General features: G+C 61.4%; 12 protein-coding genes. 8 read left to right on the top strand and 4 right to left on the bottom strand.

The annotated features are described in order from the left end of the window. Nucleotides 1-36: 36 nt before the first annotated feature. The 4 genes from O9X91_RS09700 to O9X91_RS09685 are packed head-to-tail and all read right to left on the bottom strand — an operon-like array spanning nt 37 to nt 4,741. Entirely contained in the window at nt 37-1,311 is a 1,275-nt protein-coding gene (locus tag O9X91_RS09700) for a dihydrolipoamide acetyltransferase family protein (protein WP_269833865.1), read from the bottom strand. Nucleotides 1,312-1,313: 2 nt separating this feature from the next. Continuing rightward, nucleotides 1,314-2,327 carry an alpha-ketoacid dehydrogenase subunit beta gene (locus tag O9X91_RS09695; protein ID WP_065118089.1) on the bottom strand — a complete coding sequence of 338 codons (1,014 nt, stop codon included), beginning with the start codon at nt 2,325-2,327 and terminating at the stop codon, nt 1,314-1,316. Between the two features lie 3 nt (nt 2,328-2,330). After that, nucleotides 2,331-3,569, bottom strand: coding sequence for a 3-methyl-2-oxobutanoate dehydrogenase (2-methylpropanoyl-transferring) subunit alpha (locus O9X91_RS09690; protein ID WP_142911999.1), 1,239 nt, complete (start codon nt 3,567-3,569; stop codon nt 2,331-2,333). A 44-nt stretch (nt 3,570-3,613) separates the two neighbouring features. Beyond that, nucleotides 3,614-4,741 carry an acyl-CoA dehydrogenase family protein gene (locus tag O9X91_RS09685; RefSeq protein ID WP_142912000.1) on the bottom strand — a complete coding sequence of 376 codons (1,128 nt, stop codon included), beginning with the start codon at nt 4,739-4,741 and terminating at the stop codon, nt 3,614-3,616. Nucleotides 4,742-5,068: 327 nt separating this feature from the next. Here O9X91_RS09685 and O9X91_RS09680 point away from each other — a divergent pair, with 327 nt between their 5' ends. From O9X91_RS09680 to panB, 8 genes are all read left to right on the top strand, one after another. Further along, nucleotides 5,069-5,542, top strand: coding sequence for an Lrp/AsnC family transcriptional regulator (locus O9X91_RS09680; RefSeq protein WP_077985119.1), 474 nt, complete (start codon nt 5,069-5,071; stop codon nt 5,540-5,542). Between the two features lie 80 nt (nt 5,543-5,622). Then, nucleotides 5,623-6,795 (top strand): isovaleryl-CoA dehydrogenase, encoded by a 1,173-nt coding sequence (locus O9X91_RS09675; protein WP_269833866.1) that lies wholly within the window; start codon nt 5,623-5,625, stop codon nt 6,793-6,795. Nucleotides 6,796-6,804: 9 nt separating this feature from the next. Further along, entirely contained in the window at nt 6,805-8,406 is a 1,602-nt protein-coding gene (locus O9X91_RS09670) for a carboxyl transferase domain-containing protein (protein ID WP_269833867.1), read from the top strand. A 7-nt stretch (nt 8,407-8,413) separates the two neighbouring features. Further along, nucleotides 8,414-10,405, top strand: a complete 1,992-nt coding sequence (locus tag O9X91_RS09665; protein WP_269833868.1) for an acetyl/propionyl/methylcrotonyl-CoA carboxylase subunit alpha — start codon at nt 8,414-8,416, stop codon at nt 10,403-10,405. A gap of 1 nt (nt 10,406) precedes the next feature. After that, nucleotides 10,407-11,333, top strand: a complete 927-nt coding sequence (locus tag O9X91_RS09660) for a hydroxymethylglutaryl-CoA lyase (RefSeq protein WP_269833869.1) — start codon at nt 10,407-10,409, stop codon at nt 11,331-11,333. Continuing rightward, complete coding sequence (locus O9X91_RS09655) at nt 11,323-12,093, top strand: enoyl-CoA hydratase-related protein (RefSeq protein WP_269833870.1); 771 nt, start codon at nt 11,323-11,325, stop codon at nt 12,091-12,093. Before O9X91_RS09660 ends, O9X91_RS09655 begins: the two co-directional genes overlap by 11 nt. Before the next feature lie 150 nt (nt 12,094-12,243). Further along, a complete protein-coding gene (gene panC / locus O9X91_RS09650; RefSeq protein WP_269834297.1) occupies nt 12,244-13,122 on the top strand; it encodes a pantoate--beta-alanine ligase in 879 nt (292 codons plus the stop codon). After that, a complete protein-coding gene (panB, locus tag O9X91_RS09645) occupies nt 13,119-13,967 on the top strand; it encodes a 3-methyl-2-oxobutanoate hydroxymethyltransferase (protein WP_142912007.1) in 849 nt (282 codons plus the stop codon). Before panC ends, panB begins: the two co-directional genes overlap by 4 nt. Nucleotides 13,968-14,074: the final 107 nt, after the last annotated feature.

Raw genomic sequence — 14,074 nt, 5'->3', positions numbered from 1 at the left:
TTCCGTGAAGCCGGAGTGCTTCACGGAAAAAAGCTTTCAGCCATCGATGAAGATCAGAGCCGGCTTTTCCAAGAGCGCCTTGACGGCCTGGATGAAGACGGCGGCATCCCAGCCGTCAACGACCCGGTGGTCGAAGCTCGAAGACAGGTTCATCATCTTGCGCGGCACAAAACGCGTGCCGTCCCAGACCGGCCGCGTCGTCATCTTATTGACGCCGATGATCGCCACCTCGGGATGGTTGATGATAGGCGTCGAGACGACACCGCCCAAGGCTCCCAGCGAACTGATGGTGATGGTGGAGCCCATCAATTCTTCCCGATGGGCCGTGCCGGTGCGGGCCGCTTCGGCGACGCGTGCGACTTCGTCCGCGCATTCCCAAAGGCCGAGCGTTTCCGTATGACGCACGACCGGAACGGTGAGGCCCGACGGCGTCTGCGTGGCGATGCCGATATGAACCGCTTCATAGTGGCTGACGACCCCTTTTTCGTCATCGAAGGTGGCATTCATGCCGGGATGATCGGCAACGGCTTTCACCAGCGCGCGCATCAGGAACGGCAGGATCGTCAGCTTCGGTTGCCCGGAACGGCGATTGCCGTTCATGGTTGCCCGCAAATCCTCCAGATCGGTCACGTCGACTTCCTCGACATAGGTGATGTGGGGAATGCGGGAGGCCGAAAGCACCATCTTCTCGGCGATCTTGCGCCTGAGCCCGGTCACCTTCACCTCCTCGACAGCGCTATCGTGGGGCGCTATCGGCTCGGGACGGTCCGGCCGTCCCCGCACGGTTAAAAACCCGTCGAGATCGGCATGGGTGATGTGCCCGTCAGGCCCCGTTCCCTTGACCTTGGTGAGATCGATATCGAGATCGTCGGCGCGCTGGCGAACAGCGGGAGACGCCAACGGTTTATGATACGGTTCGGCGGCGGGCGCCGGCGGCGCCTCCTCGGCCTCTCGCGCCGCAGGTTGGGTTTCAACGGGTGGCGGCGTGTCCGTCATGTCGGCAGGCGCTTGCGTCATCTGGGTGGGCACTTCCGCTTCCGGCGCGCTGCCATTGGAAGCGGCGACGGCGACATCGGTTTCGATGCGCAGCAGCGGCGCCTTTACCGGCACGGTATTTCCAACCGTCACGGCAAGCCAGGTGACGATCCCCGCCACCGGGGATGGGATTTCCACCGTCGCCTTGTCGGTCATCACCGCGGCCAGCACCATGTCCTCATGGACGAGATCGCCCGGTTTGACGTTCCATTCCACCAGTTCGGCTTCCGCCACACCTTCACCGACATCGGGCATCGTGATAACAAATTCCGCCATAATCAGGCCTCCATGACATCGACAAGGGCGCGCCCGACGCGGGCCGGTCCCGGAAAATAGTCCCATTCCTGCGCATGGGGGTAAGGCGTATCCCAGCCCGCGACGCGGACGACGGGAGCCTCTAGGTGATAAAAACAATGCTCCTGCACCAGAGACACGACTTCGGCCCCGAAGCCGGAGGTCAGCGTCGCCTCATGCACCATGACGCAACGGCCTGTCTTGGAGACAGACTTGACGATTGTATCGAGATCGAGCGGCAAGAGGCTGCGAAGATCGATGATCTCAGCATCCACGCCAGTCTCTTCCGCCGCCGCCAGCGCCACATGCACCATGGTGCCATAAGCGATGACGGTCACAGCGTTTCCGGGACGGCGTATCTCCGCCTTGCCGATGGGAATGGTGTAGTGCCCTTCCGGCACCTCCCCCATCTCGTGTTTGGACCACGGCGTCACCGGCCGGTCGTGATGGCCATCAAAGGGACCGTTATAAAGCCGCTTCGGCTCCAGAAACATAACCGGGTCGGGATCTTCGATGGAAGCGATCAGCAGCCCCTTGGCGTCATAGGGATTGGAAGGAACCACCACCTTCAGCCCGCAGACATGGGTGAAAAGCGCTTCCGGGCTCTGACTGTGCGTCTGCCCGCCAAAAATGCCGCCGCCGGTCGGCATTCTGAGAACGATCGGGCAGGTGAAATCGCCATTGGAGCGATAACGGATACGCGCTGCTTCCTGGGTGATCTGGTCATAGGCGGGATACATGTAATCGGCGAACTGGATTTCGACACAGGGCCGCAACCCATAAGCAGCCATGCCGATGGCAGTGCCGACGATGCCGGATTCACTGATCGGCGCATCGAAACAGCGGGTCTTGCCGTATTTTCCCTGCAGCCCCTGCGTGGCGCGGAAAACCCCACCGAAATAGCCCACATCCTCGCCAAACACCACGACATCGTCACTGCGCTCCATGGACACATCCATGGCGCTACGGACGGCTTCGATCATCGTCATTCTTGCCATGCCTTACCACCCTGCCTTCTGACGTTGCCGGACGAGATGCGGCGGCATCTCGGCGTAGACACCCTCGAAAATATCCTTTTTCGGCGGTTTTTTGCCTTCGTGCAGCGTGCCGTGGCTTTCCGCCTCGCGCTGAGCTTCCAGCACCTCATCGGCAATTTCCGCCTCTGCCTGCCGGTGCCGTTCCTCCGACCAGACGCCGCGCAGGATGAGATGTTTTTTGAGCCTCAGAACCGGATCGCCCAGCGGCCATGCCTCGGACTCCGTCTTGGGGCGGTAAGCGCTCGGATCGTCGGAAGTGGAATGGGCGCCGACACGATAGGTGACGTATTCAATGAGCGTCGGGCCGAGATTGCGGCGAGCCCGCTCCACCGCCCAGCGCGCCACGGCATAAACGGCGAGATAGTCATTGCCGTCGACCCGCAGTGCGGGAATGCCGAAGCCCAGGCCGCGTGCCGCAAAGGTTCCCGAACCGCCGCGCGCGATGCCCTGAAAGGTGGAAATCGCCCATTGGTTATTGACGATATTGAGAACCACCGGAGCCTTGTAGGTGGAGGCAAAGACCATCGCCGAGTGAAAATCCGACTCCGCCGTCGAACCGTCACCGATCCATGCTGCGGCGATCTTCGTATCGCCCTTGATGGCCGACGCCATCGCCCAACCGACCGCCTGCACATATTGCGTGGCGAGATTGCCGGAGACGGTGAAGAAACCATGCTCCTTCGACGAATAAAGCACCGGCAACTGCCGCCCATGCAGCGGATCCAGTTCGTTGGAATAGATCTGGTTCATCATTGTGACGAGCGGATAGTCGTCGGCGATCAACAGCCCGGCCTGCCGGTAGGTCGGGAAATTCATGTCGCCTTTGGAGAGCGCCTTGCGGAAGGCGCAGCTCACCGCCTCTTCGCCCAGATGCTGCATGTAAAAAGAGGTTTTACCCTGCCGTTGCGCCATCAGCATGCGCGCATCGAAAGCCCGAAGCCGCATCATATTCTTCAGGCCCACCAGCAGGTCCTCATCCGAAAGCAGCCCTGCCCATGGCCCAACGGCCTCGCCCTGATGATTGAGGACACGGATGATCGAATAGGCAAGATCGCGCATGCTTTCCGGCGCGGCGTCAACCTCCGGGCGCGGCACGGAGCCGGCCTTGGGTATTTTCACATTGGAGAAATCCGGCTCCCCGCCGGGCCGCACCGCAGGTTCGGGAACATGCAGGCTGAGACGTGGCGTTTCGGTTATGTCCATTCTACTCCTCCCGTCGCGGTCTCCTCCAGACCGCGAAACAACGCTCAAAGGTTCCGCGCGATCACCATTCGCTGGACATCGCTGGTCCCCTCGTAAATCTGGCAGATGCGCACATCGCGATAGATCCGCTCCACCGGATAGTCCGCCATGTAGCCGTAACCGCCGTGAATCTGGATGGCGTCCGAGCAGACGCGCTCGGCCATTTCGGAAGCGAAGAGCTTCGCCATCGAAGCCTCCGAAAGACAGGGCTCACCCGCTTCCTTCAGCGCCGCCGCATGCAGCACCAGCTGCCGCGCCGCTTGAATGCGCGTCGCCATATCCGCGAGGCGAAACGCGACCGCCTGATGTTCGATGATTGCCTGCCCGAAGGCCTTGCGCTCACGGGCATAATCCCGCGCCGCCTCGAAGGCCGCCTGCGCCATGCCTACCGCTTGCGCGGCGATGCCGATGCGTCCGCCTTCCAGATTGGCAAGCGCAATGCGATACCCCTGCCCCTCTTCGCCCAGCCGCAATTCGGCTGGCACCGCCATGTCGGTAAAGGCGATCTGGCAGGTATCGGATGAATGCAGGCCGAGCTTTTCCTCGACCCTTATGACCTCGTAACCCGGCGTGTCCGTCGGCACGATGAAGGCGGTGATACCCTTCTTGCCCGCCGTCGCGTCGGTGACGGCAAAAACGATGACGACATCGCCATTTTTACCTGATGTGATGAATTGCTTAGCGCCATCAAGAATATAACGATCACCATCGCGCCGCGCTTTGGTCTTGAGATTTGACGCATCGGAGCCAGCCTGCGGTTCGGTCAGCGCGAAACCGCCGATCCATTCGCCGCAAGCCAGTTTCGGCAGGAAGCGCTGCTTCTGGCCTTCGGTTCCGAATTTTAGGATAGGCACACATCCCACGGAATTATGGACGCTCATGATGGTGGAACAGGCACCATCCCCGGCAGCGATTTCCTCCAGTGCCAGTGCGTAAGCAACGGCGCCGGTCTCCGCCCCGCCATACTCTTCGGAGACCAGCATGCCGAGGAAACCGAGCTCGCCCATCGCTTTCAATTCGTCTTTGGGAAAACGGCTTTCCCGGTCACGCGAAGCGGCGCCAGGGGCAAGCCGCTCGCGGGCGAAGTCGCGGGCCATATCTCTGATCTGTTGCTGGGCTTCGGTGAGCATCATCGCGGCCTCTCCCCCAAAAGCAGAAGCGCATGAGACGCGTCGACGTCACCTGATGCCGGCAACGTCGCAAACTGGAATTGGTTCTGAGGCCTGCCCATGAAAGCATGGGCGGCCCCGTCGATCACGACAGGGTCATGCACAGCCAAATTCACCTCCCTTGGCCAGCCCTGACGTGAGGAACCGGCCCGCCGCAAATCTCCTCCAGACCGCGACTGATGTGAACGCTATCACTATCTCGAATTCATTTCAAAGCTATTTTGATTGACAGTTTTTTGATTGGCGATATCTTTGATCCAACAAATAGTCATATCATAGAGCAAATGATCCATGATTGAGCTCGACAGTTTCGACCAGAAGATTCTGCATGTTCTCGGCGATGACGGGCGGGTCAGCTGGCGGGATCTTGCCGCCCGCATCGGTCTCTCCTTCACGCCGACGCTGCGCCGCGTGCGCAAGCTGGAAGAGGAAGGCATCATTCGCGGTTATACCGCCGTCTTCGATGAGAACCGTCTGCTCGGCAACATGGGCGTCTTCATTTCCGTCACGCTGGAGCGGCAGATCAAGGAAGCGTTGACCACCTTCGAACACCACGTCGCTTCCATTCCGGAAGTTGTGGGCGGTTACCAGACCAGCGGCAGTTCCGATTATCTGATCCACGCCATGGTGCGGGATTTGCCGCATTATCAGGAGCTACTGGATTTCCTGACCACGGTTCCCGGCGTGTCGCGCATCCAGTCCAATTTCGCCATCAAGACATTCGTGCGCCGTTCCGCCGCCTTCACCGGAGGTGACGCGCCATAATCAAGGGTTGCCGGCGCGGAGGAGGTGCCGGTTGCTGACAAAAGGGACGGCGGCAGATGCCGTCCGGAGGAGGAGACGCGATGAGTTTGAATCTCGCCGCCATTTTCGATGCCGATCTAGGCCCGGAAATCGCAGCATTGCGCGACAGCGCAAGTGCATTCGCAGACGATAAAATTGCCCCGCTCGCCGCCGCGATCGATCGCGACGACCGGTTTCCGCGTCAGCTCTGGCCGCAAATGGGTGAGCTTGGCCTGCACGGTATCACCGTTTCGGAAGAATTCGGCGGCGCTTACATGGGCTATCTCGCCCATTGCGTGGCGATGGAGGAAATAAGCCGGGCTTCCGCTTCCATCGGCCTTTCCTATGGCGCTCATTCCAACCTCTGCATCAACCAGATTCACCGCTGGGGAACGCAAGAGCAGAAGCACAGATATCTACCGAAGTTGGTCTCCGGCGAGCACGTCGGCTCCCTCGCCATGAGCGAGACGGAAGCCGGTTCCGATGTCGTGTCGATGCGGCTGAAGGCGGAACGCAAAGGTGATCACTATGTGCTAAACGGCGCAAAAATGTGGATCACCAACGGCCACGAGGCCGATACGCTGGTGGTTTATGCCAAGACGGATATGTCCGCCGGTGCGCGCGGCATCACGGCCTTCCTGATCGAAAAAGGCTTCAAGGGCTTTCGCCCGGCCCAGAAACTCGACAAGCTCGGCATGCGCGGCTCGCCTACCTCAGAACTGGTATTCGAGGATTGCGAGGTGCCGGAGGAAAACATCCTTGGTCGCCTCAATGACGGTGTGACGGTGCTGATGAGCGGGCTGGATTACGAGCGCGCCGTGCTGGCAGCCGGCCCTGTTGGTATCATGCAGGCAGCCATCGATCTGGTGCTGCCCTATACCCGCGAGCGCAAGCAATTCGGCAAGCCGATCGGCGAATTCCAGCTGGTGCAGGGAAAGCTTGCCGATATCTATTCGGCCATGAATGCATCCCGCGCCTACGTCTATGCCGTGGCCCGTGCCTGCGACAATGGCCGCATCACGCGGCAGGATGCGGCAGGCGCGATCCTCTTTGCCGCCGAGCGGGCCACACAGGTGGCGCTGGATGCAATTCAGCTTCTCGGCGGCTCCGGTTATGTCAATGAAAGCCCGGCCGGACGGCTGCTGCGCGACGCAAAGCTTTACGAAATCGGTGCCGGCACCAGCGAAATCCGCCGGATGCTGATCGGCCGCGAACTGGTCAAGGGCAACGGGTGAGGACACAAGATGAAGCTTACATCCAGCCTGAACCGCGACCCCACCTTTGCCGCCAATGTCGATTTCATGTCAGGCCTGGTCGATGACCTGCAGCAGCACGTCGAGAAAATATTGAGAGGCGGCGGCGACAAGGCTCGTGAACGGCATCTTTCCCGCGGCAAATTGCTGGCGCGCGACCGGATCGAAGCGCTTCTCGATCCCGGCAGTTCATTCCTCGAATTCTCGCAATTTGCAGCTTACGAGGTCTATGACGAGCCGATTCCCGCCGCCGGCATTGTCACCGGCATCGGCAGGGTCTCGGGCCGCGAATGCGTCATCGTCGCCAATGATGCGACGGTGAAAGGCGGCACCTATTATCCGCTGACGGTGAAGAAACACCTGCGCGCGCAGGAAATCGCCACGGAGAACCGCCTGCCCTGCATTTACCTCGTGGATTCCGGCGGCGCGAACCTGCCCAATCAGGACGAGGTGTTTCCCGACCGCGATCATTTCGGCCGCATTTTCTATAATCAGGCCAATATGTCAGCGGAAGGCATCGCCCAGATTGCCGTGGTGATGGGCAGTTGCACGGCGGGCGGGGCCTATGTGCCTGCCATGAGCGACCAGTCCGTCATCGTCAAAAATCAGGGCACGATCTTTCTCGGCGGCCCGCCGCTGGTGAAGGCCGCGACCGGCGAGGTGGTGAGTGCGGAAGAGCTGGGCGGCGCGGATGTGCATTCCCGGCAATCCGGCGTCACCGATCATTATGCACGCGACGACCGGCACGCGCTGGCGCTGACCCGGCGGATCGTCTCCACCCTCAACCGTCGCAAACAGGTGGAGCTGGATATCCGCGAACCCGTAGAACCACTTTATCCGGCTGAGGAGCTTTATGGCGTCGTTCCCGCCGATACGCGCAAACCATTCGAAGTGCGCGAGATCATCGCCCGTCTGGTGGACGGTTCCGAATTCGATGAGTTCAAGGCGCTTTACGGCACCACGCTGGTCTGCGGTTTCGCCCACATCCACGGTTATCCTGTCGGCATCGTCGCCAATAACGGCATTCTGTTTTCGGAATCGGCACTGAAGGGCGCGCATTTCATCGAGCTTTGCTGCCAGCGCGGTATCCCGCTGGTTTTCCTGCAAAACATCACGGGCTTCATGGTCGGCAAGGCCTATGAGGCAGGCGGCATCGCCAAGGACGGCGCCAAGCTCGTTACCGCTGTCGCTTCAGCCAGAGTGCCGAAATTCACCGTCATCATCGGCGGCTCCTTCGGGGCCGGCAATTACGGCATGTGCGGCCGCGCCTATTCGCCACGATTCCTGTGGATGTGGCCCAATGCCCGCATTTCGGTGATGGGCGGCGAACAGGCGGCGTCCGTCTTGGCGCAAATCCGTCGCGATGGCATCGAGGCCGATGGCCGTCACTGGTCCAAGGAAGGGGAAGAGGCCTTCAAACAGCCGATCCGGGAAAAATACGAGCGGGAGGGACATCCCTATTATGCCAGCGCCAGACTTTGGGACGATGGCATCATCGACCCGAAGGATACCCGCCTCGTGCTTGGCCTTGGCCTCTCCGCCGCGCTCAATGCACCGATTGAACCCACCCGTTTTGGCATATTCAGGATGTGAGGCGACGATGTTCTCAAAAATACTGATCGCCAACAGGGGCGAAATCGCCTGCCGTATCATCCGCACCGCCGCCAAGGTGGGCATCCGCACTGTTGCCGTCCATTCGGATGCCGACCGTGACGCCATGCATGTGGCGTTGGCCGACGAGGCCATCGCCATCGGCGCGGCCCCCGCGCGGGCCTCCTATCTCGACGGCGAAAAAATCATCGCCGCCGCAAATGCCTGCGGCGCACAAGCCATTCATCCGGGTTACGGATTTCTTTCGGAAAATGCCGGCTTTGCCGAAGCCTGCGCCGCCGCCGGGCTCGTTTTCATTGGCCCGCCGGCAGCGGCAATCCGCGCCATGGGCGGGAAAAGCGAGGCAAAGGCGCTGATGGCAAAGGCCGGCGTTCCGGTCGTTCCCGGCTATCACGGTGAGGAACAGGCGCAGGAGCGATTGGGCAGCGAGGCGGACGCCATAGGCTATCCCGTTCTGCTCAAGGCCTCGGCCGGCGGCGGCGGCAAGGGCATGCGCATCGTGCGGCAGAAGCGCGACTTCGCAGCGGAGCTTGCCGGCGCAAAACGCGAAGCGCTGGCCGCTTTCGGCAATGACCGCATGCTGATCGAAAAATACCTCGAGCGGCCGCGCCATGTGGAAGTGCAGGTCTTTGCCGATGGCCATGGCAACTGTGTTTCGCTTTTCGAGCGCGACTGCTCGATCCAGCGCCGGCACCAGAAGGTCATCGAGGAGGCTCCTGCCCCCGGCCTGCCCGATGCGCTTCGCCAGCGCATGTATGAAGCGGCGGTCGCCGCCGCCTGCACCATCGATTATCGCGGCGCGGGAACGGTGGAATTCCTGCTCGACCCTTCCGGCGACTTCTATTTCATGGAAATGAATACGAGGCTGCAGGTCGAACATCCGGTCACGGAATATATTACCGGTCTCGACCTGGTCGAATGGCAGATCCGCGTCGCCAACGGAGAGTCCCTGCCGGAAGACTGGACCGGTCTCAGCATAAACGGCCATGCCATCGAGGCGCGGATTTATGCCGAGGACCCGGCGCATGATTTCCTGCCGTCGATCGGCACCATCAGCCATCTGGTTTTCCCCGATCAGAGCCCTCATGTCAGGATCGACAGCGGCATCCGCGCCGGCGACGCCATCACCGTGCATTACGATCCGATGATCGCCAAGCTGATCGTCTGGGACCGTGATCGCCCATCGGCGCTGCGGCATTTGCGGTTGGCGCTCGAAAATCTGGCGATCTGTGGCGTCACCAGCAATGCCGCCTTTCTGACGCGGCTTGCGGGACTGGCGGCCTTCGCGAACGCCGATCTCGACACCGGCTTCATCGCCCGTCACGAAGTGGCGCTGTTTGCTCCGGCAGCAATGGACGGGAACGAGATAACCATGGCCGCGCTTGGCCTGCTGCTTGCGCGGCAGAAAAACGGAAAGCCTGATTCACAGGCAGATCCCTATAGCCCATGGAACAAGACGGCGGCCTTCCGCCTCAACGCGCCGGCAAGGGAAACGCTGTGTTTCGTCTTTGACAACCAGCCGCTTAGCGTTGGCGTCACGCATGAGGCGGATGGTTTTTCGTTTGAGATCGACGGACGGGCCATCAATGTCCATGGGGACCTCTCGGACGATGGCAAATTCAAAGCGACCGTGGAAGGCAGGAAAAGGCAGGGCCATTTCTTTGCCGAGGATGGCCGTTACACTCTTTTTCTGGATGGCGAGCATTATCGCATCGACCAGCCGGATCCCGTCGATATCGCGGATGCCGCTACCCATACCGGCGGCCTGGAAGCGCCCATGCCCGGCGTCATCCGCGCCTTGCTGAGCAGCAACGGTGCTGCGGTTGAGGCCGGCGAGGCACTTGTGGTGATGGAGGCGATGAAAATGGAACACACGATCCGCGCGCCGGCGAAAGGCACCGTCACGGCCATCAATTGCATTGAGGGCGATATGGTCGCGGCCGGTGCGGTGCTGGTGGATTTCGAGCCGGAGGGCGGCTGAAATGAGCTGGCCCCGAAAGGTAAAAATCGTCGAAGTGGGCGCGCGTGACGGCTTGCAGAACGAAAGCGCCGAGGTTCCAGCCGCCATCAAGATCGAGTTGATCGCACGGCTGGCCGCAACCGGATTGGCGGCGGTGGAAGCGGGTGCTTTCGTCTCACCCAAAAAAGTGCCGAAAATGGCGGATTCAAAAGAGGTGTTCCAGGGCCTCGAAAGGCGACCCGGCACCGCCTATCCGGCGCTCGTTCCCAATATGAAAGGTTTCGAGGCTGCCCTTGATGCCGGTGTGACGGAAGTCGCCGTTTTCGTCTCCGCGTCCGAAGGTTTCAGCCAGCACAATATCGGCTGCTCGCGCGCCGAAAGCCTTGAGCGCCTGCGCGATGTCGCATCAGCCGCGGCCGGCCGGAACATCCTCATACGCGGTTACGTCTCCTGCATAGCCGGCTGCCCCTATGACGGTAAGGTTGCACAGGATGAGGTGGCGGCGATGGCCGAAGCGCTTATCGGCCTCGGCTGTTACGAAATCTCGCTCGGCGATACGATCGGCATCGGCACGGCGGACCAGATTCGCAATATCATCAAGCGGGTGTCTGCCCGCATCCCGCGTGAAAAACTCGCCATGCATTTCCACGATACCTATGGGCAGGGCGTCGCCAATGTGCTGGCCTCGCTGGATGAAGGCATCTCCGTCTTCGACAGTTCGGTCGCCGGGCTGGGCGGCTGCCCCTTTGCACCGGGCGCCAGCGGTAACGTCGCCACAGAAGACGTCGTTTATCTGCTGCAGGGGCTTGGCATTAAAACCGGTATCGACCTGTTGGCGGTGGCGAAAACCGGGGACTGGATCAGCCGGCATCTCGGTAGACCGAATGCGGCCCGCGCCGGCAAGGCACTGCTTGCGGCAAGACAGAAGGATGGCGCGCATGGCGGATGAACTGCTGAGCGAAAGGCGCAAAGACATTCTCTGGCTGACGCTCAACCGGCCGGAGGTGCACAATGCCCTGAATGCCGCGATGACGGACGCACTCACGAGAGCCATCCGCGCGGCATCCGGTGATGGCGGCCTGCGCGCCGTGGTAATAACGGCGGCGGGAGACCGCAGCTTCTGCTCCGGGGCCGATCTGAAGGAAAGCGCCGGCGGCATGTTCCTCTCGCGGGAGGGAACCAACCCCATTGCCGATGTGATGCGCGCCATCGAGGGCTGCGACAGGCCCGTCATCGCCCGCATCAACGGCCGGGTGCTGGCCGGCGGGCTTGGCCTCGTTGCCGCCTGCGATCTCGCCTATGCCGCCGACCATGCCGAATTCGGCATGCCTGAGGTGCGCGTGGGACTTTTCCCGGCCATGGTGGCGGCAAAGCTTCTGGCGAAGATACCCATGAGCCAGCTTCAGGAAATGGCCTATCTTGGCGCTGCGATCAACGCCGCTGATGCGGAGCGTCTCGGCCTCGTCAATCGGGCTGTCCCTTCTGCCGAACTCGATGTCGTGGTGGAAGATGTTCTCGCACGGTTGCGGCAGAATGCTCCGGGCGCCATCGCGGCCGGAAAGGCGGCGTTGCTGAAGATGCGCGATATGCCGTCCATCGAGCGGCTTGCCTTTGCCGAGAGCGTCATCGCCACGATCAGCGTCAGCGACGAGGCGCGGCAGGGGCGATTGGCTTTTGCCGAAAAAAGGAAACCGCTCTGGTTGGAGTGATCGCCGTCATCTGTCCGAACTCCGGTTCTCTCGAAAGTCGTCATAGGGTTAATCGATATAATCCCGATGCGTCCGTTGACCCTGTTCGGCAAATCGAGTTCTATCCAGCACCTTTCGCCGGGCGGCGATTGGGGAAGCCGGAGGAGACCCATGCAGCTTGTAAAAACCGTCGCCGAATTGCGGGACGCCACCGCCGACTTTCGCCGTGCGGGCAAAACCATCGGCTTCGTGCCGACCATGGGCTTTCTCCATATCGGCCATCTGACGCTCGTTGCCCAATCCAAGGCGGACAACGACGTAACAGTGGTTTCGATCTTCGTTAACCCATTGCAATTCGGTGCGAATGAGGATCTCGCCCGTTACCCCCGCGATCTTACCCGCGACAGCGCATTGCTGGAAGAGGCGGGCATCGACATTCTTTTCGCACCGGAAGTCTCCGAGATGTATCCGCGCCCGATGCAGACCGTGGTGGATGTGTCCGAACTGGGAAACCAGTTGGAAGGCGCGGTGCGGCCGGGGCATTTCGCCGGTGTTGCGACCGTCGTGACCAAGCTTTTTAATCTCGTTCAGCCGAACGCGGCCTATTTCGGCGAGAAGGATTACCAGCAGGTAACGCTGATCCGCCGCATGGTCGAGGACCTTGCCCAACCTGTCAGGGTCGTTCCCGTCGCCACCGTGCGCGAGGCGGACGGGCTGGCCTGCTCCTCACGGAATGTCTATCTTAACCCCGCACAACGCGCCGCAGCCGTGATCGTGCCGCGCGCGCTGGACGAAGCGGAACGGCTTTATGGCGAGGGCTTCGACGACCCTGCCGCATTCGAGACAGCCATAGAAAAATTCATCGCCGCCGAGCCGCTGGCCTCACCGGAAGTCGTCGCGGTGCGCGATCCCGATACGCTCGCCCCCGTTGCTTCGTTGCAGGCGGGACCAGTGCTGGTGGCGCTATTCGTGCGCCTGGGCAGCACGAGGCTCCTCGACAACCGTGTCATCGGGCGCGACAGGATCAATCAACGGGAGGCTGTCGAATGAGCGCCCATGGCAAACATAAGCGGCTGACGACAGCCTCCATCCGACAGATGAAAGGCGAGGCGCGCATCGTCTGCCTGACCGCCTATACCACGCCGATTGCCCGCCTGCTCGATCCGCATTGCGATCTGCTCCTGGTCGGCGATTCCCTCGGCATGGTGCTTTACGGCATGGACACGACGGTCGGCGTCACGCTGGATATGATGATCGCCCATGGCCGCGCCGTCATGCGCGGTGTCGAGCATGCCTGCGTCATCGTCGATCTTCCCTTCGGCACCTATCAGGAATCGAAGGAACAGGCGTTCCGCAATGCCGTGCGGCTGATGCAGGAAACCGGCTGCGACGGCGTGAAGCTGGAAGGCGGCGAGGAAATGGCGGAAACCATCGCCTTTCTGGTCGCCCGCGGCATTCCGGTGTTCGGTCATGTCGGGCTGATGCCGCAGCTCGTCCACACCGCCGGCGGCTTCCGCTCGCTCGGACATTCGGATGCGGAAACGCAGAAGATCTGGCGCGATGCAATTGCGGTCGATCAGGCCGGCGCCTTCGCCATCGTCGTGGAAGGCACCGTCGAGCCGCTGGCTCGCGATTTGACGGAAAAACTTGCCGTCCCCACCATCGGCATCGGCGCATCGCCGGCCTGTGACGGACAGGTGCTGGTTTCCGACGACATGCTCGGCCTGTTTTCCGATTTCAAACCGAAATTCGTAAAACGCTACGCCGATCTCGGCACGGCGGCTTCAGAAGCGGCGGCGGCTTATGCTGATGAGGTGCGCTCCGGTGCATTTCCAGGGCCGGAGCATACGTTTCAGGTGCGCAAGCCGTCCCGTTCTGGGGGCGAGAAGGCTTGACCGGACCCCGATGGCAGCCTTGCCTGCACCTCTCCGCCGTCATCCTCGGGCTTGACCCGAGGATGACGGCGGAGAGGTGCAGGCAAGGCATTAGCTATCTCCGCCTG

This window comes from Agrobacterium salinitolerans (assembly GCF_027498475.1).
GTDB classification, from domain to species: Bacteria; Pseudomonadota; Alphaproteobacteria; order Rhizobiales; family Rhizobiaceae; genus Agrobacterium; species Agrobacterium salinitolerans.
The sequence above is the reverse complement of the archived record's forward strand: the minus strand, read 5'-3'. Positions and strand labels throughout refer to the sequence as shown.